The organism is Nonomuraea sp. NPDC051191, assembly GCF_044455665.1.
GTDB lineage: Bacteria > Actinomycetota > Actinomycetes > Streptosporangiales > Streptosporangiaceae > Nonomuraea.
Window position 1 is genome coordinate 566,680 of sequence record NZ_JBITEZ010000003.1, and the last position, 23,553, is coordinate 590,232.

24 protein-coding genes are annotated in these 23,553 nt (G+C 70.9%); 9 read left to right on the top strand and 15 right to left on the bottom strand.

Going from position 1 to position 23,553, the window contains the following annotated elements; all coding sequences use genetic code 11:
• Positions 1-174: 174 nt before the first annotated feature.
• The 6 genes from ACIA8R_RS11095 to ACIA8R_RS11120 all read left to right on the top strand — a co-directional run bounded on the left by ACIA8R_RS11095 (position 175) and on the right by ACIA8R_RS11120 (position 5,822).
• Entirely contained in the window at positions 175-825 is a 651-nt protein-coding gene (locus ACIA8R_RS11095) for a TetR family transcriptional regulator (protein ID WP_357697446.1), read from the top strand.
• 84 nt (positions 826-909) lie between these two features.
• The gene (locus ACIA8R_RS11100; protein ID WP_397037911.1) at positions 910-1,914 is read left to right on the top strand and encodes a sigma-70 family RNA polymerase sigma factor; all 1,005 of its coding nucleotides are present in this window, start codon (positions 910-912) and stop codon (positions 1,912-1,914) included.
• A 43-nt stretch (positions 1,915-1,957) separates the two neighbouring features.
• Entirely contained in the window at positions 1,958-3,073 is a 1,116-nt protein-coding gene (locus tag ACIA8R_RS11105) for a steroid 3-ketoacyl-CoA thiolase (protein WP_397037913.1), read from the top strand.
• A gap of 37 nt (positions 3,074-3,110) precedes the next feature.
• Positions 3,111-4,136 (top strand): MBL fold metallo-hydrolase, encoded by a 1,026-nt coding sequence (locus ACIA8R_RS11110; RefSeq protein ID WP_364085323.1) that lies wholly within the window; start codon positions 3,111-3,113, stop codon positions 4,134-4,136.
• Positions 4,137-4,161: 25 nt separating this feature from the next.
• Entirely contained in the window at positions 4,162-4,836 is a 675-nt protein-coding gene (locus ACIA8R_RS11115) for a FadR/GntR family transcriptional regulator (protein ID WP_357697438.1), read from the top strand.
• Between the two features lie 38 nt (positions 4,837-4,874).
• On the top strand, positions 4,875-5,822 hold the full coding sequence (locus ACIA8R_RS11120; RefSeq protein WP_397037915.1) for a DNA polymerase ligase N-terminal domain-containing protein: 948 nt from the start codon (positions 4,875-4,877) through the stop codon (positions 5,820-5,822).
• 17 nt (positions 5,823-5,839) lie between these two features.
• On the opposite strand, the gene ACIA8R_RS11125 is transcribed toward ACIA8R_RS11120, so the two are convergent.
• The 8 genes from ACIA8R_RS11125 to ACIA8R_RS11160 are packed head-to-tail and all read right to left on the bottom strand — an operon-like array spanning position 5,840 to position 13,450.
• Positions 5,840-6,760: an aldo/keto reductase gene (locus tag ACIA8R_RS11125; protein WP_357697434.1), complete on the bottom strand. Its 921-nt coding sequence runs from the start codon at positions 6,758-6,760 to the stop codon at positions 5,840-5,842.
• On the bottom strand, positions 6,757-7,062 hold the full coding sequence (locus ACIA8R_RS11130; RefSeq protein ID WP_397037917.1) for an L-rhamnose mutarotase: 306 nt from the start codon (positions 7,060-7,062) through the stop codon (positions 6,757-6,759). Before ACIA8R_RS11130 ends, ACIA8R_RS11125 begins: the two co-directional genes overlap by 4 nt.
• Positions 7,062-8,051 carry an ABC transporter permease gene (locus ACIA8R_RS11135; RefSeq protein WP_357697430.1) on the bottom strand — a complete coding sequence of 330 codons (990 nt, stop codon included), beginning with the start codon at positions 8,049-8,051 and terminating at the stop codon, positions 7,062-7,064. The genes ACIA8R_RS11130 and ACIA8R_RS11135 overlap by 1 nt, the downstream gene beginning before the upstream one ends.
• The gene (locus tag ACIA8R_RS11140) at positions 8,048-9,529 is read right to left on the bottom strand and encodes a sugar ABC transporter ATP-binding protein (protein ID WP_397037920.1); all 1,482 of its coding nucleotides are present in this window, start codon (positions 9,527-9,529) and stop codon (positions 8,048-8,050) included. Before ACIA8R_RS11140 ends, ACIA8R_RS11135 begins: the two co-directional genes overlap by 4 nt.
• The gene (locus ACIA8R_RS11145) at positions 9,529-10,569 is read right to left on the bottom strand and encodes a sugar ABC transporter substrate-binding protein (RefSeq protein ID WP_397037922.1); all 1,041 of its coding nucleotides are present in this window, start codon (positions 10,567-10,569) and stop codon (positions 9,529-9,531) included. Before ACIA8R_RS11145 ends, ACIA8R_RS11140 begins: the two co-directional genes overlap by 1 nt.
• 6 nt (positions 10,570-10,575) lie before the next feature.
• On the bottom strand, positions 10,576-11,319 hold the full coding sequence (locus ACIA8R_RS11150) for an SDR family oxidoreductase (RefSeq protein WP_357697424.1): 744 nt from the start codon (positions 11,317-11,319) through the stop codon (positions 10,576-10,578).
• Entirely contained in the window at positions 11,316-12,605 is a 1,290-nt protein-coding gene (locus ACIA8R_RS11155; RefSeq protein ID WP_397037924.1) for an L-fuconate dehydratase, read from the bottom strand. The genes ACIA8R_RS11150 and ACIA8R_RS11155 overlap by 4 nt, the downstream gene beginning before the upstream one ends.
• Positions 12,605-13,450, bottom strand: a complete 846-nt coding sequence (locus tag ACIA8R_RS11160) for a fumarylacetoacetate hydrolase family protein (RefSeq protein WP_357697421.1) — start codon at positions 13,448-13,450, stop codon at positions 12,605-12,607. Before ACIA8R_RS11160 ends, ACIA8R_RS11155 begins: the two co-directional genes overlap by 1 nt.
• A gap of 784 nt (positions 13,451-14,234) precedes the next feature.
• Between ACIA8R_RS11160 and ACIA8R_RS11165 the strand changes: the two genes are divergently transcribed.
• The gene (locus tag ACIA8R_RS11165) at positions 14,235-15,419 is read left to right on the top strand and encodes a cytochrome P450 (RefSeq protein ID WP_357697417.1); all 1,185 of its coding nucleotides are present in this window, start codon (positions 14,235-14,237) and stop codon (positions 15,417-15,419) included.
• Positions 15,420-15,445: 26 nt separating this feature from the next.
• On the opposite strand, the gene ACIA8R_RS11170 is transcribed toward ACIA8R_RS11165, so the two are convergent.
• The 4 genes from ACIA8R_RS11170 to ACIA8R_RS11185 all read right to left on the bottom strand — a co-directional run bounded on the left by ACIA8R_RS11170 (position 15,446) and on the right by ACIA8R_RS11185 (position 18,735).
• The gene (locus ACIA8R_RS11170) at positions 15,446-16,267 is read right to left on the bottom strand and encodes a hypothetical protein (protein ID WP_397037927.1); all 822 of its coding nucleotides are present in this window, start codon (positions 16,265-16,267) and stop codon (positions 15,446-15,448) included.
• A gap of 117 nt (positions 16,268-16,384) precedes the next feature.
• Positions 16,385-17,233, bottom strand: a complete 849-nt coding sequence (locus tag ACIA8R_RS11175) for a CU044_5270 family protein (protein ID WP_397037929.1) — start codon at positions 17,231-17,233, stop codon at positions 16,385-16,387.
• Positions 17,226-17,798, bottom strand: coding sequence for an RNA polymerase sigma factor (locus tag ACIA8R_RS11180; protein ID WP_364085352.1), 573 nt, complete (start codon positions 17,796-17,798; stop codon positions 17,226-17,228). Before ACIA8R_RS11180 ends, ACIA8R_RS11175 begins: the two co-directional genes overlap by 8 nt.
• 97 nt (positions 17,799-17,895) lie before the next feature.
• Positions 17,896-18,735, bottom strand: coding sequence for an LLM class flavin-dependent oxidoreductase (locus ACIA8R_RS11185; RefSeq protein WP_357697409.1), 840 nt, complete (start codon positions 18,733-18,735; stop codon positions 17,896-17,898).
• A 75-nt stretch (positions 18,736-18,810) separates the two neighbouring features.
• Between ACIA8R_RS11185 and ACIA8R_RS11190 the strand changes: the two genes are divergently transcribed.
• A complete protein-coding gene (locus tag ACIA8R_RS11190; RefSeq protein ID WP_397037931.1) occupies positions 18,811-19,284 on the top strand; it encodes a MarR family winged helix-turn-helix transcriptional regulator in 474 nt (157 codons plus the stop codon).
• A 5-nt stretch (positions 19,285-19,289) separates the two neighbouring features.
• On the opposite strand, the gene ACIA8R_RS11195 is transcribed toward ACIA8R_RS11190, so the two are convergent.
• The 3 genes from ACIA8R_RS11195 to ACIA8R_RS11205 all read right to left on the bottom strand — a co-directional run bounded on the left by ACIA8R_RS11195 (position 19,290) and on the right by ACIA8R_RS11205 (position 21,970).
• Complete coding sequence (locus ACIA8R_RS11195) at positions 19,290-20,129, bottom strand: SRPBCC family protein (protein ID WP_397037933.1); 840 nt, start codon at positions 20,127-20,129, stop codon at positions 19,290-19,292.
• Positions 20,122-20,679 carry a helix-turn-helix domain-containing protein gene (locus ACIA8R_RS11200; protein WP_357697404.1) on the bottom strand — a complete coding sequence of 186 codons (558 nt, stop codon included), beginning with the start codon at positions 20,677-20,679 and terminating at the stop codon, positions 20,122-20,124. Before ACIA8R_RS11200 ends, ACIA8R_RS11195 begins: the two co-directional genes overlap by 8 nt.
• A 262-nt stretch (positions 20,680-20,941) precedes the next feature.
• Entirely contained in the window at positions 20,942-21,970 is a 1,029-nt protein-coding gene (locus tag ACIA8R_RS11205; RefSeq protein ID WP_397037935.1) for a GDP-mannose 4,6-dehydratase, read from the bottom strand.
• Positions 21,971-22,235: 265 nt separating this feature from the next.
• Between ACIA8R_RS11205 and ACIA8R_RS11210 the strand changes: the two genes are divergently transcribed.
• The gene (locus ACIA8R_RS11210; RefSeq protein WP_364085369.1) at positions 22,236-23,507 is read left to right on the top strand and encodes a glycosyltransferase family 4 protein; all 1,272 of its coding nucleotides are present in this window, start codon (positions 22,236-22,238) and stop codon (positions 23,505-23,507) included.
• Positions 23,508-23,553 lie beyond the last annotated feature (46 nt).

Sequence of the window (23,553 nt, forward strand, 5' to 3'; positions counted from 1 at the left end):
AGCGCTAGGTAAGCCGAATGGCAAACTAGAACAGATTCTAATATCTGTCCAGTGCCGGCCTTGTTCCCCATGTTCCGACTTAGTCCTGTAACGCCGTAGACATGGGCCGATACGGCCTGTTTGTGACTCGCGAGTAACAAGCCGCGTTGTCGAGAAATCAGATAACGTGTTCTTATGCGTACCTCGCCCGGGTCATTCTCCGCGCCCCCCAGCGACACCGAGGGGGCCGCCGAGGGCCGCGCCGCGGCGGGCGGTCGCAGTGTCCGCACCCGCAGCCAGCACCAACGCCGCAAGCGCATCGTCCAGGCCGCCGCCGCGCTGGCCTCGCGCGGCGGCGTCGAGGCCATGCAGATGCGCACGGTCGCCGAGCGCGCCGGCGTGGCGCTGGGCACGCTCTACCGCTACTTCCCGTCCAAGATGGACCTGGTCGTGGCGGTCGTGGGCGAGGAGATCGACCTGCTGGAGAGCAGCATCGAGCGCCGCCCGCCCGGGGCCTCCACGCCGGCCAGCCGGGCCGTCGACGTGCTCATGCGGGCCACCCGGGGGCTGATGCGCGAGCCGGAGCTGGCCGACGCGCTGATCCGGTCGCTGATCATGGCCGAGGTCCAGACACCGTTCGGCGACCGCATGACGGGGCTGCTGCTGCGCGTGTCCGCCGACGGGCTGACGGTCGACCAGGCCGGCGAGGAGCAGCTCGACCTCGCGGGCTCGCTGGCCAGCGTGTGGGTGCAGGAGCTGCTGGAGATGTTGCGGGGGCGGCGCACGTACGACCAGATCCAGCGGCGCATCGAGACCGCCGCGAATCGCCTCCTGTCCGACATCTAGCCTCTTGTCGGACATCTCCGTCATGCCCTAAAACCGGCCGGGGCCGCCACCGAAATTGTCGGTGGCGGGAGCTATACAGGGGGCATGAGCGACAAGCCGACGAGCGACGACTTCCTCCGGCTGGCCGATCCGATGCGGCGCGAGCTGTTCGCACACTGCTACCGGATGCTGGGGTCGGTGCACGACGCCGAGGATCTCGTGCAGGAGACGTATCTGCGCGCGTGGCGGGGTTACGACGGGTTCGAGGGGCGGTCGTCACTGCGTACGTGGCTCTACCGCATCGCCACCACCGCCTGCCTGACCGCGCTCGACAGCCGCAGCCGGCGGCCCCTGCCGACCGGCCTCGGCGCCCCGAGCACCGAGGCGAGCGCGCCGCTGGTCCAGGACGGCGAGGTGCCCTGGCTGGAGCCGGTGCCCGACACGCTGGCCGGGGTCGAGGCGGGCGGCGACCCGGCCTCGATCGTGACCTCGCGCGAGAGCATCAGGCTCGCGCTCGTCGCCGCGCTGCAGCACCTGCCGCCCCGGCAGCGCGCGGTGCTGATCCTGCGCGACGTGCTCAGGTGGCGGGCGGCCGAGGTGGCCGAGGCGGTCGGCCTGTCCACGGCGGCCGTCAACAGCATCCTCCAGCGGGCCCGCGCGCAGCTCAGCGAGGTCTCGCCGACTCTCGACGACCCGGTCGAGCCGCTGTCGGCCGAGCAGCGCCACCTGCTCGACCGCTACGTCGCCGCGTTCGAGAACTACGACGTCGACGAGCTGGTCTCGCTGTTCACCAAAGACGCGATCTGGGAGATGCCGCCCTACGTGGGCTGGTACGAAGGCCCCGACGCGATCGGCGAGCTGGTCTCCAACCAGTGCCCCGCGAGCCGGCCCCACGACCTCAAGCTGCTTCCGGTCGCCGCCAACGGCCAGCCCGCGTTCGCCGTCTACTTCCGCGAGGGCGACACCTACCGCCCCTTCGCGATCATGGTGCTGGCGCTGCGCGACGAAGGCATCAACCACGTCGCCATGTTCTTCGACCTGCAGCTTTTCGACACCTTCGGGCTGCGTGCCGAGATCCCCGCCGGAAGCGAGGCTTCCGCCAGAAAGTAGAACGCGTTACAGTCGCGGCCAGAGCAACGTTCTGGAGGCGACTGTGGGTACACCGATGATCGTCGAGGCCGTTCGCACGCCCATCGGCAAGAAGGCGGGATGGCTGTCGGGGCTCAAGCCGCAGCAGGTCCTGGCCGCGGCGCTGAACGGGCTGGTCGAGCGCGCCGGCGTCGACCCGGCCGCCGTCGGCCAGGTGTTCGCCGGATGCGTCACCCAGGCGGGTGAGCAGGGCGGTCACGTCGGCCGCCATTCCTGGCTCTACGCCGGGCTCCCCTACCAGACGGGGGTCACCACGATCGACGCCCAGTGCGGCTCCTCGCAGCAGGCCGTGCACCTGGCGGCCGCGTTGGTCAGGGCGGGCGTCATCGACGCGGGCATCGGGTGCGGGGTCGAGGTCATGAGCAGGGCGCCGCTCGGCAGCAACGTGCGGCCCGCCCGGCCGCGTCCCGACGACTGGAGCATCGACCTGCCCGACCAGTTCACCGCGGCCGAGCGGATCGCGCGGCGGCGGGGGCTGACCAGAGAGCGGCTCGACTGGTTCGGCGCGCGCTCGCAGCGCCTGGCGGCCAAGGCGTGGGCCGACGGGCGGTTCGACCGGGAGATCGTGCCCGTCGGGTCCGTACGCAGAGATCAGGGGTTACGCGAGACCACGGTGGAGAGCCTGGCCGGGCTCAAGCCGGTCGCCGAGGGCGCCCTGCACACGGCCGGCACGTCCTCGCAGATCTCCGACGGCGCGGCCGCCGTGCTGGTGACGAGCGAGCAGGAGGCCCGCCGGCAGGGGCTGCGGCCCAGGGCGCGCATCCTGGCGCAGGCGCTCGTCGGGGCCGAGCCGTACTATCACCTCGACGGTCCCGTGGAGGCGACCGCGAAGGTGCTGGCGGCGGCCGGGATGACCATGGGCGACATCGACAGGTTCGAGGTGAACGAGGCGTTCGCGTCCGTGGTGCTCTCGTGGGCCGCCGCGCACGAGCCCGACTTCGACCGGGTCAACGTCAACGGCGGGGCCATCGCGCTCGGCCATCCCGTCGGGGCCACCGGCGCCCGGCTCATCACCTCCGCCCTGCACGAGCTCGAACGCTCCGACGGCAACACCGCGCTGGTCACGATGTGCGCGGGCGGCGCACTGGCCACGGCGACGATCCTCGAACGCATCGCCTGATCTACCATTCAACGCACGTGCTCGATCGGGGGAACCGGTGGGGAAGACCAGGCGCAGGCCGTACTCGGAGCAGCGGCCGCAGGAGCTCGGCGGCGGGGTGTGGAGCGTGCCGGTGCCCATCCCGGGCAATCCTCTCGGCTACACGCTGGTCTACGCCGTCGAGTCGCCGCGCGGGCCGGTGCTGGTCGACGCCGGCTGGAACCATCCCGACGCCTGGGAGGCGCTCAGCGGCGGCCTGGCCGAGCTCGGGCTCGACGTCGCGGCCGTGAGCGGCGTGGTCGTCACCCACTTCCATCCCGATCACGCCGGGCTCGCCGGGCAGGTCAAGGAGGCGTCCGGGGCCTGGATCGCGATGCACGAGGCGGACGCGGCGCTGGTCCGGCTCATGCACGGGCTCGCCGCGGAGGAGCACGCGAGCTTCCAGTCCGACATGCTCCGGCGGGCCGGGGCCGATCCCGCCGAGGCGCGCGAGGCGATGGGCGCCCGGCCGACGCCGCCCGCGCTGCCCGACCGCGAGCTGCGCGACGGCGACCTGGTGGACCTGCCGGGCCGCAAGCTGCGGGCCGTGCACACCCCCGGTCACACGCCGGGCCACATCTGCCTGCACCTGGAGGACGCCGACCGGCTGTTCACCGGCGACCACGTCCTTCCCGACATCACCCCGCACATCGGGATCTATCCCTACGACCGGGACGACGTCGATCCGCTGGGCGACTTCATGGACTCGCTCGACCGGGTCGGCGAGCTGGGCCCCCTGGACGCTTTGCCCGCACATGAGTGGATATTTCCTGATGTTGCCGCACGCGCCGCCGAGATCCGCCACCATCACGAGGAGAAGCTGATCCGGTTGCGCACCCTCCTGGCCGAGCGGTCGCGACCGCTGACCATCTGGGAGGTCGCCGCGATGATGACCTGGAACCGGCCCTGGGACGACCTGGCCCCCGTGCTGCGCGGCATGGCGGCCGGCGAGGCCGCGGCCCATCTGCGCACGCTGGAGACCCGGGGTCTGATCCGCCGCGTCCCGAACGTCGATCCCGTACGCTTCCAGGCTCTAGACTCCTAGACATCCGATGTCTAGGGAGAAGAGTGTGGCGGTCACCGACGCGGCCATCGACAAGATCAAGCAGATGATCCTCTCCGGCGAGCTGACTCCGGGCGACCGCCTGCCGAAGGAGGCCGACCTCGCCGAGCGGCTCGGCCTGTCGCGCAACTCGCTGCGCGAGGCCGTCCGCGCGCTCGCCCTGATCAACGTGCTCGACGTACGCCAGGGCGACGGCACGTACGTCACCAGCCTGGAGCCGCACCTGCTGCTCGACACCATGTCGTTCGTGCTCGACCTGCACCGCGACGACACGGTGATCCAGTTCTTCGAGGTCCGCCGCATCCTTGAGCCGGCCGCGACGGCCATGGCCACCGAGCTGATGAGCGAGGCGGACATCGAGGAGCTGCGGCTCATCCTCGACTCGCTGCCCGCCGAGCCGACGGTCGAGGAGCTGGTCGCCAACGACCTGGAGTTCCATCAGCGCATCGCGCGCGGGTCGGGCAACAGCGTGCTGTGTTCGTTCATCGAGAGCCTGTCAGGTCCGACCACTCGGGCCCGGGTGTGGCGCGGCCTCACCCAGGAGGGCGCGATGACGAAGACCCGCGAGCAGCACACCGCGATCTACGAGGCCATCGCCGCCCGCCAGCCGGACGTGGCGCGCTCCTGGGCCACCGTGCACGTCGCGGGCGTGGAGGCGTGGCTGCGCAAAGCGCTCGACTGATCGGCACGCCGGACCGCTCCCCGGGTAGTACCCGTGTCGTGCCCGACAAACTGGAGCGATACCGCAGCAAACGCGACCCCAGCCGGACCCCCGAGCCCGTGCCCGCCACCTCCCCCGAGGACGGTGGCGGCGCCGCGTTCGTCATCCAGGAGCACCACGCCCGGTCCCTGCACTGGGACCTGCGGCTGGAACACGACGGCGTGCTGGCCTCCTGGGCGGTCCCCAAGGGCCTGCCCGCCGACCCCGGCACCAACCACCTGGCCGTGCACACCGAGGACCACCCGATGGAGTACCTCACCTTCCACGGCGAGATCCCCCAGGGCGAGTACGGCGGCGGCACGATGACCGTCTGGGACACCGGCACGTACGAGACCGAGAAGTGGTCCGACCGGGAGGTCAAGTTCGTCCTGCACGGCAGGCGGGCCTCCGGCCGGTTCGTGCTGTTCCGGACGCGGGGCAAGAACTGGATGATCCACCGCATGGACGCCCCCGTCCGCGACCCGTTCCCCGACGTGGAGCCCATGCTGCCCACCGAGCGCGTCCGGCCGCCCAGGGACGCCGCCGCCTACGCCTTCGAGTTCGCCTGGCGCGGACGCCGGCTCCTGGTCCCCATCGACGGCGGGCGCACGACGGCCGCCCGCGAGCACCCCTGGCTGCGTCCGCTGGCCGAGTCGTTCGGCAGCCGGACGGCGGTGCTGGACGGCGAGGTGGTCACGCTGGGCGGGACCGAGATCCTGGTCGTCCACGACCTGCTGTACGACGAGGGCCGTTCCCTGCTGGACGAGCCGTTCGCCGACCGGCGGGCCGCCCTGGAGGCGCTGGAGCTGGCCGGTCCGCGCTGGCAGACCGCGCCCTCGTGGCCCGGCGAGGCCGGTCCGGTGCGGCAGGCGGCGCGCGAGCAGGGCCTGCCCGGCGTGGTCGCCAAACGCCTGGACTCCCGCTACGAGCCCGGCACGTCCAGGTCCTGGCTGTTCATCCCCTCCTGACGCCGCCGGCGTCGCGGTCAGGCCGTCAGCAGGCCCTCGTCGGCCAGTTCCAGCCACAGGTCCTCGGGGACCGGGCGGGACCACAGGGTGGCGTTGGCCAGCACCTCCTCGGGCGCGCGGGCGCCCAGGACGATCGAGGCGACCGCCGGATGCCGCAGCGGGAAGGCCATGGCCGCCTGCGGCAGGGTGACGCCGTGGCGCTCGCAGGTCTTGGCGATCCGGACGGCCCGGTCGAGCAGCGGCGCCGGCGCGGGCGCGTAGTCGAAGGTGCCCGACGGCGTCGGTGTGGCCAGCAGGCCGCTGTTGAAGACCCCGGCCGCCAGCACCCTGACGCCGCGTTCGGCGCACTCCTCCAGCAGCGGCAGCCCCGACTGGTCGAGCAGCGTGTAGCGGCCGGCGAGCATGACGACGTCGATCCCGGTCTCCCGGACGAACCGCAGCGGCGCCCGCCACTGGTTCATGCCGACGCCGATCGCCTTCACCACGCCCTGTTCCCGCAGCTCGGCCAGCGCCGGGTACGCCTCGGCGAGCGCCTGCTCCACGTGGTCGTCGGGGTCGTGGATGAGCGCGATGTCGATCTCGGGCAGGCCGAGCCGGGCGAGGGAGTCCTCCAGGGAGTCGCGCACCCCGTCGGCCGAGAAGTCCCATGCGCGGCCCAGCCCGACGGGGACGTCGAAGATCTCGTCGTCCTCGCGGACCTGCGAGGGCACCACCAGCCGGCCCACCTTCGTGGACAGGACGTAGCCCGACCGCTCGGCGAGCGCGGCGCCCAGGCGGCGCTCGGACAGCCCGAGCCCGTAGTGCGGCGCGGTGTCGTAGAGCCGCACGCCGCTGTCCCAGGCCGCGTCGACCGTGGCGCGCGCCTGCTCGCCGGAGACCGCCTGGTACAGGTTGCCGATCGGGGCGCCGCCGAAGCCGACGCGGGGCAGGTCGATCACGTCATCTCCCAGACCGGCCGCAAACCGCCCGCCGACTTGTCGAAGTCGCCGTCGAGCAGGCGGTTCATCTGACGCTGCCAGGCCTGGTCGGCGGGGTCGTCCCTGAGCGCGGCCTGCAGCGCGGCGTAGTCCTCGACCTCCACGAAGTGGAACAGGTCAAGGCCGTCGCGCCAGATGCGCCACGAGATCACGCCGCCCGCGCGCATGGCGGACTCCAGAGCGGCCGGGATCTCGGCGTGCTCCCTGTCGTAGATCTCCTCGCACCCGGCCTTGAGCCTGGTGCGGAGGGCGAGGCGTTCCATCAGTCCTGCGCCTTTCCGCCGGCGATCCTGCTGATGATCAGTGCGATCAGAATGATGCCACCGTAGATCACCGGTTGCCAGAAGCCGGAGACCCCGATGAGGGTCAGGATGTTCTGGACCAGGCCGATCACCAGCACGCCGGTCAGCGCGCCGAGGACGGTGCCCTTGCCGCCGTCCATGCTGACGCCGCCGATGACGGCCGCGGCGAAGACCATGAAGATCCAGCCGTCGCCCATCTCGTTGCCGATCCCGCCGAGGCGTCCGGTCTCCAGGATGCCGGCCGTGGCGGCCAGGATGCCGCCGAGCACGAACACGCCGAACAGCACGCGGTCCACCCGGATGCCGGCGGCGCGGGCCGCGTCGGCGTTGCCGCCGATGGCGTACAGGGCGCGGCCGAGCCTGAGGTAGGTCAGGCCGAAGACCCCGGCGGCGAACAGCAGCGCGGCGATCCAGATGGCGGCGGGCAGGCCGAGCCAGGTGGCGCTGCCGAGGTAGAGCAACGAGTCGGGCAGCTCGAACAGCGTCTTGCCCTGGGTGAGCCCCTGCTGGAGGCCGTCCACGATGATCAGCATGGCCAGCGTGACGATGAACGCCGAGAGCTGGAACCTGATGATCAGGAACCCGTTGAACGCGCCGATGGCCGCGCCCACGAGCAGGGCCAGCGGGATCACCAGCCAGCCGGGCAGCCCGAGGCCGAACCCGCCCGCCGACGCCGGGACGACCAGCATCACGGCGATGCTGGGCGCGCTGCCGACCGTCGACTCCAGCGACAGGTCGAACTTCCCGGCGATCAGGATCATCGCCTCGGCCAGCACGAGCAGCGAGATCGCCGCCTGCTGCTGCAGGACGTTCGTCAGGTTGCCCGCCGTCAGGAAGGTCGGGTCGAGGAACGCGCCCACGACGAGCAGGAGCAGGATCACCGGCACCAGGGTCAGGTCGCGGAACCTGGCCAGCCGCAGCCGGGGGGCCGGAGCAGTCAATGTGGTCACTCTTGTATGCCTTCCATCACGGCCACGAGCTCGTGGTCGGTCCAGCCACGCGGCACGTCCTTGACGACCCGGCCGTGGAACATCACCAGCACCCGGTCGCAGATGCGCAGGTCGTCGAGCTCGTCGGAGACCACGACGGCCCCCGCGCCCCGGCCGACCGCGTCCTCGACCGCGCCGAGCAGGGCCTGCTTGGCCTTGACGTCGACGCCCGCGGTCGGGTTGATCACGACCAGGGCCCTCGGGTCGTCCACGAGCGCCCGCGCGAACACGACCTTCTGCGCGTTCCCGCCGGACAGGTCGCCGACGGGCTGGTCGGGCCCCTCGGTCTTGATGTCCAGGCTCTCGATCATCTGGACGGCCCTGGCCCGGCGCCGCGCGGGCGAGACGATGCCGTAGGGGCCCAGCTTGTGGGCGATCGGCAGGGTGGCGTTCTCCCCCACGGACAACATCGGGACGAAACCCTCGTGATGCCGGTCCTCGGGCACGAACCCGAGCCCGGCCCGCATGGCGGCGGGCACGTCGCCCGGCCTGACCTGGTCGCCGTCGATCGTGACCGTGCCCGCGTCCGGTTTGCGCAGCCCGACCAGGGTCTCGGCCAGGCCGACCTTGCCGCTGCTCGCCGAGCCGGCCAGGCCCACGACCTCGCCGGACCTGACCGCGATGTCCACGTCCTGGTAGCGGCCGGCCAGCGACAGGCCAGCGCCCGCCAGCACGACCGCCTCGCCCGGCGTGCGCTGCCGGGCCTGGTAGGCGGCCGTGGCCTCGCCGGTCATCGCGTCCACCAGCTCGTTGTGCGGGAAGCCCTCGACCGGCCGGGTCACGATGTGCCGGGCGTCGCGGAAGACCGTGACGCTCTGGCAGATCTCGTACACCTCGTCCAGGTGATGGGAGATGTACATCATCGTGACGCCCTGCTCGCGCAGCGAGCGCATGCGGGTGAACAGCCGCTCGATGGCCGGGCCGTCGAGCCTGGCGGTGGGCTCGTCGAGGATGATGAAGCGCGCGCCGAACGACAGCGCCCGCGCGATCTCCACGAGCTGCCGCTGCTCGACGCTCAGCTCGCCGGCCAGCGCCCGCGGGTCGACGTCCACCTCGTACGTGTCCAGCAGCTCGCGCGCCTTGGCCCGCAGCGTCCGCCAGTTGATCACCCGGCCGCGCTCGGTCTGGCGGTTGACGAACAGGTTCTCCGCGACCGTCAGCGCCGGGATGATCGTGGACTTCTGGTACACGCAGGCGACGCGCCGCCGCCAGGCGTCGCGGTCGCCGAGGGCGGGCGCCGTCTCTCCCGAGAACAGCACCTCGCCCTCGTCCGGCCGCTGGAGCCCGGTGAGGATCGACACGAGGGTGGACTTCCCCGCGCCGTTCCGGCCGACGAGGGCGTGGGTCTGGCCCTCGGCGATGGCGATCTCCGCGCCGTTCAGCGCGGTGGTCGGGCCGAAACGCTTGACGACATTTCGGGCTTCAACGTGATATTTCATCACTTGACCTGGTTACCCCAGAGGTTCTGGTCGTCCACGTTGTCCTTCGTCACCAGCGGCGCCGGGAGCTGGTCCTCGAAGCCGTTGGGGAGCTGGATGATGTTGCTGCCGTGGTCGGTCGGCCCCGGCTGGAACGTCTTGCCGTCGACCGCGGCCTTGGCGTAGAAGATCGCGTACCGGGCGTAGAGGTCGGCCGGCTGCGACACCGTGGCGTCGATGTTGCCCTTGCGGATCTCCTCGAACTCCTGCGGGATGCCGTCGTTGGAGACCACGAAGACGTGCTTGGGGTCGGTCGGCGGGACCAGCAGATTCTTCTGCTTGAGCACCTGCAGCGTCGGGGCCAGGTGCACACCGCCGGCATGCATGTAGATGCCCTTGATGTCCGGGTTCTGCTCCAAGCGGGTCTGGAGCATGGACGCCGCCTTGCTGCCCTCCCACTCGGTCGGCTCGCTGAACACTGTGATGCCGGGGAACTTGCTCTTCATGCACTCGTTGAACGCCTCGGACCGGTCGCGGCCGTTGATCGAGCTGAGCGCGCCCTCCAGCTGCACGACCTTGCCCTTGCCGCCGAGCTTCTCACCGAGGAACTCGCACGCCTTGGTGCCGTACGCGCGGTTGTCGGCGCGTACGACCATGTAGACCTTGCCCTTGTCGGGGCGGGTGTCCACGGTCACCACGGGGATCTTCTTGTTCTTCAGCTGCTGGAGCGTGTTGGCGATGGCGCCGGTGTCCTGGGGGGCCATGACGATCGCCTTGGCGCCCTGGCCGACCAGCGCCTGCACGTTGTTGACCAGCTTGGAGACGTCGTTCTGGGAGTTCGTGGCGGGCATCAGGTCGACCTTGAGCTCGGTCGCCATCTGCGGGACGTACTTGATATAGGAGTTCCAGAAGTCGGAGTCGGCGCGCGGGTGGTCGATGCCCACCTTGCCGCCGCCTCCCCCTTCCGCCGTGGAACCGCTGGTGCCGCTCGTGCCGCTGGAGCCACAGGCGGCGACGACCGCCAGCAGGGCCGCGCTCGCGACCACCGGACCGATCTTCATGGGGGGTTACCTTCCTTGGTTGGTTGGCCGGAGCCGCAGCCCCTGCATGCCGCCGTCGACCGCGAGCGCGGTGCCGGTGGTCGAGGCGGCCTCGGGACCCGCCAGATAGGCGATCGCCGCGGCGACCTCCTCGGCGCTGACCAGACGGCCCATGGGCTGCCGGGCGTTCAGCGCCGCTCGTTCGGCCTCGGGATCGTCGGCCGAGTCGAGCAGCCGCCCCACCCACGGGGTGTCGGCGGTGCCCGGGTTGACGCAGTTGACGCGGATGCCCTCGCGGACGTGGTCGGCGGCCATGGCGAGGGTCAGCGACAACACCGCGCCCTTGGTCGCGCTGTAGAGCGCCCGGTCCGGCAGCCCCGCGGTGGCCGCGATCGAGCAGGTGTTGACGATGGCCGCGTGCCGCGACTCGCGCAGGTACGGCAGCGCCGCCCGGCTCACCCGCACCATGCCGAACACGTTGACGTCGAAGACCTTCCGCCACTCCTCGTCCGGGTTGTCCTCGACCGTGCCCTGGGCGCCGACGCCCGCGTTGTTGATCAGGATGTCGATGCCGCCCAGCCGCTCGGCGGCCTCGGCCACCGCCGCGCGCACGGACGCGTCGTCCGCCACGTCCGCCTTGATCCCGACGAACGGGTCGCCGGGCGGGACGAGGTCGAGGCAGGCGACCTTCATGCCGCGCGCCACGAGCAGGGTGGCGGTGGCCAGGCCGATGCCCGAACCGCCGCCGGTCACGATGGCCTTGAGCGTCATGACGCGGACCTCCAGACCTCGCCGTCGGGGAACGTGTGGGCGGTGATCGACGCCGTGTGCATCTCGGCGCTGAAGCCGGGCGCCATGGGGGCGGCGTAGCGGCCGTTGTCGATGACGACCGGGTGCACGAAGTGCTCGTGGAGGTGGTCGACGTACTCGATCACGCGGCCGTCCATCGTGCCGGTGACGGCCACGTAGTCGAACATCGACAGGTGCTGCACCAGCTCGCACAGCCCGACGCCGCCCGCGTGCGGGCAGACCGGCACGCCGAACTTGGCCGCGAGCAGCAGGATCGCCAGGTTCTCGTTGACCCCGCCGACCCTGGCCGCGTCGATCTGCAGGAAGGAGATCGCGCCGGCCTGGAGGAGCTGCTTGAAGACGATGCGGTTCTGGACGTGCTCGCCGGTGGCGACCGGGACCGGCCTGATGCCCTCGGCGATGGCGGCGTGACCGAGCACGTCGTCGGGGCTGGTCGGCTCCTCCACCCAGTGCGGCCGGTACGGGCTCAGCGCGCCGACCCACTCGATGGCCGAGGCGACGTCCCAGCGCTGGTTGGCGTCGATCGCGATCGGGTAGTCGGGGCCGCAGACCTCGCGGGCCACGCGGAAGCGGCGCAGGTCGTCGTCGAGGTCGGCGCCGACCTTGAGCTTGATCTGGCCGAAGCCCTGGTCGAGCGCCTCCTTGCAGAGGCGTCGCAGCTTGTCGTCGTCGTAGCCGAGCCAGCCGGGAGAGGTGGTGTAGGCGGGGTAGCCGGTCTCGATGAGCCGCTGGATCCGCTCTTCCTTCCCCTCTTCTGCGTTTTTCAGGATCTGGAGGGCTTCGTCCCGGGTGAGCGCGTCGCTCAGGTAGCGGAAGTCGATCAGCCCGACGATCTCCTCGGGGGACATCTCGGACAGCAGCCGCCACACCGGCTTGCCCGCCCGCCTGGCCTTCAGATCCCACAGGGCGTTGACCACGGCGGAGATCGCCATGTGCATGACGCCCTTCTCCGGCCCCAGCCACCGCAGCTGCGAGTCGTTGACCAGCTCCTTGTACAGGGCGCCCAGGTCTTCGACGTCCCGGCCGAGCACGTACGACTCAAGCGCCCGGATCGCCCCGGTCTGCACGTCGTTGCCGCGCCCGATGGTGAACGCGAACCCGTGCCCCTCGACCCCGTCGTCGGTCCTCAGCACCACGTACGCCGCGGAGTAGTCGGGGTCGGGGTTCATCGCGTCCGACCCGTCCAGCTCGCGCGAGGTGGGGAAGCGCACGTCGTGCGTCTCCAGCGCGACGATTCTGTACGACATCAGCCCTGCCCCACCGTCTGGCGCTGGCGGCCGAGCCCGTCGATCTCCAGCTCCATCACGTCACCGGCGCGCAGGTACGGCTGTCCGGGGATGCCCATCGCGACCCCGGCCGGGGTGCCGGTGTTGATCACGTCACCGGGTTCGAGCACCATGAACCGGCTCAGATAGCGCACGATCTCGGCCACGTCGAAGATCATGTCCTTGGTGGCGCCGTCCTGGCGCTGCTCGCCGTTCACCCAGAGGCGCAGCCCCAGGCTCTGCGGGTCGCCGACTTCGTCCGCCGTCACCAGCCAGGGGCCCAGCGGGTTGAACGTCTCGCACGACTTGCCCTTGTCCCACTGACCGCCGCGTTCGAGCTGGAACTCACGCTCGGAGACGTCGTTGGAGATCGCGTATCCGGCGATCACGTCGAGGGCCTCCTCCCGGCTGTCGAGGTAGCGGGCCTGCTTGCCGATGACGACCGCCAGCTCCACCTCCCAGTCGGTCTTCACGCTGCCGCGCGGCACCAGCACCTCGTCGTACGCGCCGATCACGGTGTTGGCGGCCTTCATGAACACCACGGGCTCGGCGGGCGGCTCGGCGCCGGACTCGGCGGCGTGGTCGCGGTAGTTCAGCCCGATGCAGACCACCTTGCCCGGACGGGCGATCGGCGCGCCCACCCGCAGCCCGGCGGCGTCGACGACGGGCAGGTCGCCACGCTCCAGCGCGGCACGCACGCGCGCCACTCCCCCGGAGGCGAGAAAAGCCCCGTCGATCTCGGGCTCCCCGATGTCGCGCAGGGTGCCGGAGGCGTCCATCACCACCGGCCGCTCCTGCCCGACAGGTCCCACTCGCAGCAGCTTCACACCGCACCCTTCAGTCATTCATCGGATGTCTGTGTCTCAGATGCTGCTGCGGGATGGCGGCGCATGTCAAGGGCGTCCAGCGGGATACATCCGATCCGTAACCTGAACCCACACCTCGAACCCCAAGCAAACCACCCAACCCAGCCCCCACAGCTCCGACGGCTTCCTCTTCTCTGCCGATCACCTCGCCTTGGAAAACATCGGACGTGCCTCAGAGGTGCGCCGCTCGGCGTGGAACGGGGGCTGGGGGCCCTGTGCGCCGGCCGTGGTCGTCTCGCACGTGCGCCCGCGGGCCCTACACCCGGGGCGACACCCCTTCCCACGCTCGCTCCCCTGCGTCGTGGCCGGAGCAGCAGCAGCCCGGTGATGGTGAGCGCGCAGGCCGGGATGACGAATTGCACGCCGTAGTGGAGGGGCCTCGTCGGGAGCAGAAGGTGGCCGATGTGCACGCCGACCGCCATCCACAACGTGCCCGTACGCGCCCGCGCCGCCGCGCACGCGAAGCCGAGCGCGACGGCCTGCAGCACGTAGAGCAGGCGTTCGGCCGGTGAGCGCCTCGCCCTCCACCTCAGGGCCACCGACCACCCCACCCCCTGACCGCCCGCCCCCCGGAGGACGGGCGAGAGGACGGCGGTCAGGGGTGGCGTTCTGCGGGGTTACATCGGGGTGTCCGGTCGGACGGAAGCTCGGGGCCGGACCGGGGCTACTTGACGGGCGTACAGTGGCGTAATAGAACACGTTTCAGTACATATAAAACAAGCGCTTGATCAAGAGGTGACCGCGCGTGCATATCGACCTCGTCGACAGGGACCGTTACGCCACTTCCGGCCCACCCCACGAACAGCTCGCCTGGCTCCGCGCCAACTCCCCCGTCCACTGGCACGAGGGCGAGCCCGGGTTCTGGGCGGTCACCCGCTACGAGGACGTCGTGCACGTGTCCCGCCACTCCGAGCTGTTCTCCTCGGCCAAGAAGCTCGCCCTCTTCGACGAGATGCCCGAGGACCAGATCGCCCTCCAGCGGCTGATGATGCTCAACCAGGACCCGCCCGAGCACACCAGGCGGCGTTCGCTGGTCAACCGCGGCTTCACCCCCCGGACGATCGGCGCCCTCGAACAGCACATCCGCGACATCTGCGACGACCTCCTCGACAAGTGCTCCGGCGAGGTGGACTTCGTCACCGAGGTCTCCGCCCCCCTCCCCCTGTACGTGATCTGCGAGCTGCTCGGCGCCCCCGCGACCGACCGCGACAAGCTGTTCTCCTGGTCGAACCGCATGATCGGCGCCCAGGACCCCGACTACGCCGCGACGCCCGAGGAGGGCTCCGGCGCGGCCATGGAGGTGTACGCCTACGCCAACGAGCTCGCGGCGCAGCGCAGAGCCAGCCCCAAGGACGACATCATCACCAAGCTCCTCCAGCCCGACGAGAAGGGCGAGAACCTCAGCGAGGACGAGTTCGACCTCTTCGTCCTGCTGCTGATCGTCGCGGGCAACGAGACCACCCGCAACGCGGCCTCCGGCGGCATGCTGGCCCTCTTCGACCACCCCGACCAGTGGGACCGCCTGGTCGCCGACCCCACGCTGGCCAGGACGGCGGCCGACGAGATCGTCCGGTGGGTGTCGCCGGTCAACCTGTTCCGGCGCACCTCCATGGCCGACCAGGTGCTCGGCGGGCAGCCCGTCAAGGACGGCGACAAGGTCGTGGTCTTCTACTCCTCCGCCAACCGGGACGCCTCCGTCTTCCCGGACCCGGAGGTCTTCGACATCGGGCGCACGCCCAACACGCACATCGGGTTCGGCGGCGGCGGCGCGCACTTCTGCCTCGGCAACCACCTCGCCAAGCTGGAGCTGCGCGTGCTGTTCGAGCAACTGGCCAGGCGCCGCCCGCGCATCCGCCAGGCCGGCCCGGCCCGCCGCCTGCGCTCGAACTTCATCAACGGCATCAAGGAGTTGCCGGTCACGATCGCCTGACCCTCCCGAGGGCGCCGGGAACGCCCTCACGAGAAGCGCCGGTGCCGGGGATGGTGGTGGATCCTGCGGCGGGCCGCGCGGATCTGGCGGAGGACGTGGACAGTGCCCTCCGGGCCCGGTTGCCAGCCTTGCTGGATCAGCGCGTCGGCGACGTGGCGGAGAAGGCCGGCGATCTGGCCGGGGATGACGTCGCGGCGTACGGCGATCACGCGCCAGCCGAGCCGCCGCAGCTCGGCGCGGCGGTCGTCGTCGCGCCGCCGGTCCTCCGGCGAGGTGTGGTGCTCCCGGCCGTCGTACTCGACCCCCACCTTGTACGGCTCCCACCCCAGGTCGAGGTAGGCCCGCCTGCCGCCGCCCAGGTCCACGGCGAGCTGCGTCGTGGGCAGTGGGAGGCCGCCGTCGACGAGGATGACCCGCAGCCAGCTCTCCCGGGGCGAGGCGGCACCCGCGTCGGCCAGGCTCAGCGTGTCGCGCAGCCGCCAGGAGTTGAGCGGACGACGCCACAGGGCCTCCATGTCGACCCCCAGCCGGGCGAACTGGTCGAGCGCCGCCACGGCCTCCGGACGCGGCAGCGACCGGGCGCAGTCGAGGGCCGTGCGCGCCATGGTGGTGAGCCGGACGCCCCGATGGTCGGTGACGTCGTCGGCGGGCAGCTCGCCCACGTACGTGACGCAGCCGGGGATCGCCAGGTGAGCGGGGGCGATCACCTCCACCGGCCAGTCGGCCTCCGGGACGGAGAGCACGCTCAGGCCCCAGACATGTGCGGCCGTCTGCCGGCAGGCGACGGCCTGCCGGCAGGACCGGGTGATGCGCTCGGCGCGGCCGAGCAACGAGAGTGAGCCGTTCACGGGCCCAGGGTGACGGCCTTCCCCAGGCCCCCGCAGAGCCGAGCCACGTTCTGTGGAAAACCAGCGAACTCCGCGCCCTCCCGAAGCCCGCCCGCCCAACCGGCGCCCACCCCCACGTCAGCGCGGAGGCTGATCGGTCCAGCCTGCGGTGACCCAGACGAAGCTCGGGCCCCACGCCACTCCCCCGTCGCCGCCGTAGAGGTAGTTGGTCCGGATCACCCGGGCGCTCGCAGGGTCGACGACCGTCCTGATCTCGGGGCCGCCGTCGGGGTTGGGGAACCGCAGCTCCTGCCCGTCCTCGACCTCGCCCGCGTTCTCGACCCCGGGTGTCGCGGCGAGTGCCCGGAACGCCGCGGACCGGACCTCCGGCGGCGCCGGCAGCTCCGAGATCAGCGCGACCAGTGAGAACAGCGGGTCACCACGCTGCTCGGAGGAGGTCATGTCGCGGGCGAGCCCGGGAAGGGCGGCGATCCGGGCGATCAGGGCGGCCGGCTCCGTCGGCAGCCCTTCGAGCTCCTCGATGCTCACCTCGGCCCCCTTGAGCCTGAGCGGGTTCGGGTCGGGCACGACGACACCCGCGGGGGCGTCCGGCCGGCCCCTGGACCAGCGACGCCCGTCCCGCGCGGTCCAGCTCTCCCGTGAGGGGATGTCGGCGTCCCGGTACTCGCGGGTGACGTGCCAGTACCGGCCGGCGCCCTCGGGCGTACGCTCGGCGCTGGCGGCGGCCATGAGCAGGACGTCCTTGCCCGAGGCCGGTGTGCCGGCAGGCGCGATCACGCCCGTGGCGAGGACCGTGACGACAGCGGCGGCGGCGGCCAGGGCGAGCGACGGCACGAGCCACCGGGTCCGCCGCCGCGCCGTACGGCCGCGCATCCTGTCCTGGAGGCGGCCCCTGCTGCGCGCGATCGCCTCGGTGGCCGGTTCGGGCTTGGCCAGCAGGGTGGCGAGCTCGTTCAGGTCATCCATGAGCGGTCTCCTTGTCGACGAGGGCGTGGATCTTCGCGCGCGCCCGGCTGAGCCGGGAGCCGACCGTGCCGGCGGCGATGCCGAGCGCCTGGGCCACCTCGTCGTAGCTGAGCTGGCCCAGGGCCACGAGCAGCAGGACGTCGCGCTCGCCCCCGGACAGCGCGGCGATCGCCCTGGCCAGGTGCGGCTGCATGCGCTGGGCAGCGACGGAGGCCACGACCCGGTTCTCATGGCCTTCCACGGCTGGTTCCGGGCCCAGCCGGGCCAGCGCCCGGTAGTGGCGGACCTCCTTGCGCCGGTGCCTGGCGATCAGGTTGGTGGCCAGGCCGAACAACCAGGGCCGCAAACCCCCGCGTTCCGGGTCGAACCGGTCGCGCTGGTCGAAGGCCAGCAAGAACGTCTCGGCCGTGATGTCCTCGGCGATCTGCGTGTCCAGCCGGCCGGCGACGTACAGGTAGATGTCGCGGTAATGGCGATCGTGCACGATGGTGAACAGGTCGGGGTCCCGCCGGTACCGGGCGACCAGCTCGGCGTCGGTCAGCTGTTCGCCCGCTTCGGCGATCACGTTGTCGTCTCCGTCATCAGGCGCCTTCACGAAGTGGTGGACTGTCACCCATCCTTCGCCGCAGGCCCGGATCGTCTTCCGCGCGTCCCGCCGCCGGTCAGGAAGTCAGCGCGCGGAGGGCGGGCAGCACCTCCCCGGCCAGGCGCTCCGCCTGGGCGCGCGGGTCGGGGCCGACCGGCGTGAAGTTCATCGACGTGAACCCCATGGCCACGAACTCCGCCAGGCGGCCGGTCACCTCCGACGCCGAGCCCGCGACCATCCCGTCCCCCTCGGCGGCGGCGCCGATGCGGAAGGCGACGTTGTACACGCACTCGACCGGGCGACCGGCCGACAGGACGCGCTCCCTCATGGGTGCCGCCCGTTCCGGCGGCGCGAACCCCAGGGAGGGGATCCAGCCGTCGGCCAGCCGTCCGGTGGCGTCGAGGGCGCGTGGGCCGTACGTGCCCAGCCAGATCGGGATGGGGCTGAGGGGCTTGGGCTCGATGGTGGCCCGATCGGTGTGGTAGCGAGAGCCTTCGTACGTGAAGTGCGATTCGGACCAGAGGCCGCGGATGACGTGGATGGCCTCCACCATGCCGTCCACCTTCTCGCGGGGTGTGGGCACGCCCAGCCCGAACGCGCGGAACTCCTCGTCGGAGTAGCCGCCCCCGAGCCCGAGGATCAGCCGGCCGCCGGAGAGCCGGTGCAGCGTCTCGGCCATCTTGGCGACCATCGCCGGCGGCCGGTACGGCACCCCCAGCACCCGCGTCGCCACCCTGATCCGCGAGGTGGCGGCGGCCACCCAGGTCAGCATCGTCCACAGCTCGTACGTCGGCTCGCTCCCACAGGGATGGTCCGAGGCCGAGACGAAGTCGAAGCCCAGCTCCTCGGCCGCGCGAGCGTCCCCCACAGGATCGGCCCCCGGCCCCGCCGAGGTCGATATGCCCAGTCCGAACACGACGTGCCTCCTCCAGATTGGTTTACATGTAAACCTAGATCTGAGGTCGGTTACACGTCAACTAAACTCCGGGACATGGAGCCCAACTGGCTGGACGACGCCGAGTTCCGGGCCTGGATCGGCTACCGCAGGATGCGCCTGCTGCTGGACGCCCAGGTCAGCCGCGACCTCGCGCGCGACTCAGGGCTGTCGGCCCCCGACTACGACGTCCTGTCCGCGCTGACCTCCGCGCCCGACCACCGGTGGCGGCTCACCAGGCTGGCCGACCGGATGCTCTGGTCGAAGAGCCGCCTCTCGCGGCACATCTCGCGGATGGAGCAGCGCGGGCTCGTCACGCGCGAGGGCTTCGAGGGGGACGGGCGCGGCGCCGTGGTCGTGCTGACCGAGAGAGGTCTGCGGGCCATCCAGGAGGCGGCGCCCGCCCATGTGGCGTCCGTCCGCAGGCACTTCATCGACCTGCTCTCGCCGGAGCAGATCGAGGTGCTCGCGACGATCGCCGAGACCGTCCTCGATCACCTGCCGGACGCCGATCACGACAAACCCGGCTGAACCGCTCAGGACTCGACCCACATCGGACGCCAGTCCGGCACCTCGTGGAAGCGCCGCAGCTCCGCCACCCCGGACAACATCCCGCCCCAGGCCGCGTACGGCGGGCGCTCGGCGTCGAAGCCGCTCTGCACGAGCGTCAGCCGCGTCCGGCCGGCGGACCCGGCGAGCTCCCACGAGCTCACCCCCGGGCCGCCCCAGTCGACGGAGAACCGGCGCTCCGGCTCCAGCTCCAGCACCTTGGCCGGCGACGGGTCGTTCGCGAACCCGCCCATGGCGAACCGGCCGCCGACGTACGGCTCGATCTCGATCGGGAACCCGAACCACTTGGTGGCCGTCTCCGAGTCGATCAGCGACTCGAAGACCTGGGCGGGCGCCGCGTCGATGGTGACCTCGGCGCGCAGCTCGCGCGCGGTGAAGTCGACGCGCGGCGTGAGCGGCCGGCCCTCGACGTGCTCGGCCAGGCTGGCCAGGACCTGGTACCAGTACGTCTGCAGCACGCCGCGGATGCTCGCGCCGGTGACGACGTCCTGGAAGTCGTAGTGCGACTGCGACACCGAGACGATCGTCGCCGACTCGCCGTCCTCCTCGACCGTGATGCCGGCGGTCGTCTCGACCCCGTCCAGCAGCCAGGCGAACTGCACACTGCGGTCGTCGGCCGACAGCACGCGCTGGTGCGGCGCGTCGCCCTCCGGCGTCGTACGCCCCCAGAACTCGAACCGGTCCGGCAGGTCCACCTCGGCGTGCTCGGCCAGCCAGACGCGCGCCGCGGCCGAGTCGGTCAGCGCGTGCCACACCTCCTTGACCGGCGCGTGGACGCGGACCTTCGCGATCATCGGCTCACTCATGCTCTTCTCCCTTGGGGTAACAGGCCACGGCGAGCTTGAAGGCGTCACCCTCAGCGCCGCCGTAGCGAGTGAAAAGCTCCTGCAGCATGCCCTGCAGGTCGTTCAGGAACTGCTGGCGGCTCTCCGGACGTACGTGGATCTCTCCGGACAGGCCGATGGACGGCAGCTCGGGCGCGTCCCGGTCGAGCGCGGCGATGTCGGCCTGGACCTCCTCCATGAGGTCGAGCAGGTAGCCCAGGCTCAGCTCGTCGCGTGCCTTGCGCAGCCCGATGCGCCCGACCAGCCGCGGTGACAGCCAGTACGAGCGGGCGCCGGCCTGGTAGATGCCCTCGTGGATGCCGCGCACCTTGCGCTCGGACACCAGGTCCACGAGGCCCGCCTCGACCAGCCGCTTGACGTGGTAGTAGACCCGCTGCGGCGTCTGCCCGAGGCGTTCGGCGACCTCCGAGCACGTGCGCGGCTCGGCCAGTTGCCTCAGCACCTCGACCCGCTGCGGCTTGAGCAGCGCCTCGGCCTGCTCGATCTGTTCCAGATACAGGACATCTCTCATCGCAAAATCAATCTTTTACGTAAAAATCCTCTTTGTCAATGGGATCCGCGGGATCGCCGTGACGACTCAGAGGGCCCACGGAGCGTCGCGTGACGGCGGGTCACCGGTGAAGGGTCAGCGGCCGTGCCCCTGGAGGGCCCTCAGCCGCAGTACGGCGGATGGCCCGACCACGCGAAGCCGTGAAGAGACAGCAGAACCCGCACCGGAACAGGCGGCCACAACCGCACAGACCCCGGGAAACAACGACCGGCAGCAGTCCGGTCTACGGCCAGGAGCTGTCCTGGTCGGGGTCGCCGCCGGCGGAGAGGAGGCGGAGGTCGCTCTCGACCATCATGGCGACCAGCTCGTCGAACGACACGCTCGGCTCCCACCCCAGCTGCGCCCGCGCCTTCTTCGGGTCGGCGCACAGCAGGTCCACCTCCGCCGGCCGGTGCAGCGACTGGTCGACCACCACGTGCCGCTCCCAGTCCAGCCCGGCGGCCGTGAAGGCGGCCTCCACCAGCTCGCGCACCGACTTCATCCGCCCGGTGCCGATCACGTAGTCCTCGGGGCTGGCGGCCTGCAACATCAGGTGCATCGCCTTGACGTAGTCGCCGGCGTAGCCCCAGTCGCGGCGCGCCTCCAGGTTGCCCAGCCGCAGCTCCGTGGCCAGCCCGAGCTTGATCCGGGCCACCCCGAGCGTGACCTTCCTGGTCACGAACTCCGCGCCGCGCCGCGGCGACTCGTGGTTGAACAGGATGCCCGACACCGCGAACATCCCGTACGACTCGCGGTAGTTCTGCGTGAGGAAGTGCCCGTACGCCTTGGCCACCCCGTACGGCGAGCGCGGGTGGAAGGCGGTGCGCTCGGTCTGCGGCGTCTCGGTGACCTGCCCGAACATCTCCGACGACGAAGCCTGGTAGAAGCGGATCTGCCCCGACGGCGACGATCCCCCACCTCTCGACACGCCCGAACACACCCGGATGGCCTCAAGCATCCGCAGGACGCCCATCCCGGTCACCTCGGCGGTCAGCTCGGCCTGCTCCCACGACATGGGCACGAACGAGATCGCCCCCAGGTTGTACACCTCGTCGGGTTGAACGCGTTCCACCGCGGAGATCAGCGACCCCTGGTCCAGCAGGTCACCCCGTACCACCTGGACGTCGGCGAGCAGCTTGCGCATGCGCGAGACGCGCGGGTTCGCCTGTCCGCGGGCCAGCCCCCACACCTCGTACCCCTGGTCGAGCAGGTGCTCGGCCAAGTAGGAACCGTCCTGGCCGGTGATGCCGGTGATCAGAGCGCGCCTGGCCAAGGGGTCCTCCAACTATCACGTAGGTACGGTGGCCCGCACCGCGTCCCTTTGGGACGGGAATGTACAGCTAAGCGCCTGGACGCAGCACCAAGCCACCTAGAACATGTTTCACCGAACCACGCTCGGTTACCTTAATGTCGCAGTTCGCACGGCCTGTGGAGACTGTTGTGAACAATTCCAGGTGACCTACCGAATGGTAGCCTTCTCGGACTAAGGTCATCTTTCACGGTACACGCCCGCCTCTTGGGGCCTTACCGCAGAAAACATGGGCCTACCGGCGGAGAAAGGGGTGTCCGTGAGCGAGGCGCTGCGGATCGCGCTGCTGTCCTATCGCAGCAAGCCCACCTGCGGCGGGCAGGGCGTCTACCTCCGGCACCTGAGCCGTGAACTGGTCGCGCTCGGTCACCACGTCGAGGTGTTCTCCGGACCGCCCTACCCCGAGCTGGACGAGGGCGTCGTCCTGCGCAAGGTGTCCAGCCTCGACCTCTACCGGGACGAGGACCCGTTCAGGACCCCGAAGCTGGCCGAGTACCGCGACTGGATCGACCTCCTGGAGGTCGGCACCATGTGGACGGCCGGCTTCCCCGAGCCGCTGACCTTCACCCTGCGCGCCTACCGCGAGCTGAAGAAGCGGGTGGGCGACTTCGACGTCGTCCAGGACAACCAGACCCTCGGCTACGGCCTGCTCGGCATCCAGAAGCTGTTCCCCGTGGTCGGCACGATCCACCACCCGATCAGCGTCGACCGGCGGATCGAGCTGGAGGCCGCCACCGGCTACAAGAAGCTCACCATGCGCCGCTGGTACGGGTTCGTGAAGATGCAGTCCCGCGTCGCCCCCAGGCTCAGCCCGATCCTCACCGTCAGCGAGTCGTCGCTGGCCGACATCCACCGGGACTTCAACGTCCCGCAGGCCAACATGCGGCTGATCCCGCTCGGCGTGGACACCCGCTACTTCCACCCGCGCCCGGACAAGCCGCGCCGCAAGGGCTCGATCGTCGCGGTCGCCAGCGCGGACTCGCCGATGAAGGGCGTGGCCACGCTGCTGCGCGCGGTCGCCAAGCTGGCCACCGAGCGCGACGTGAACCTGACCGTCGTCAGCAAGCCCACCCCCGGCGGCCCGACCGAGCGGCTCGTCCAGGAGCTCTCGTTGCAGGACCGGGTGCGTTTCGTGCACGGCATTTCCGACGACGAGCTGGGCGAGCTGATCGCCACCTCGGAGATCTCGGTGGTCCCTTCGCTGTACGAGGGCTTCTCGCTGCCCGCCGTCGAGCACATGGCCTGCGGCACGCCGCTGGTGGCCAGCCGTACGGGCGCGCTGCCCGAGGTCGTGGGCGACGCGGCCGTCCAGGTGCCGCCGGGTGACGCCGAGGAGCTGGCCGCGGTGCTGCGCCGCCTGCACGACTCCCCCGAGGAGCGCGAGCGGGTGGGCAAGGCCGGCTACGACCGCGTCATGGAGCGCTACACCTGGCACGTCGTCGCCAAGCGGACGGTCGAGGCGTACCGCGAGGCGATGGCGGCGCACAAGAGCCGCCGCTGACCCCTGTACGAAGAGCCCCAAGAGCTGATCAAGGAGAAGCGACAAA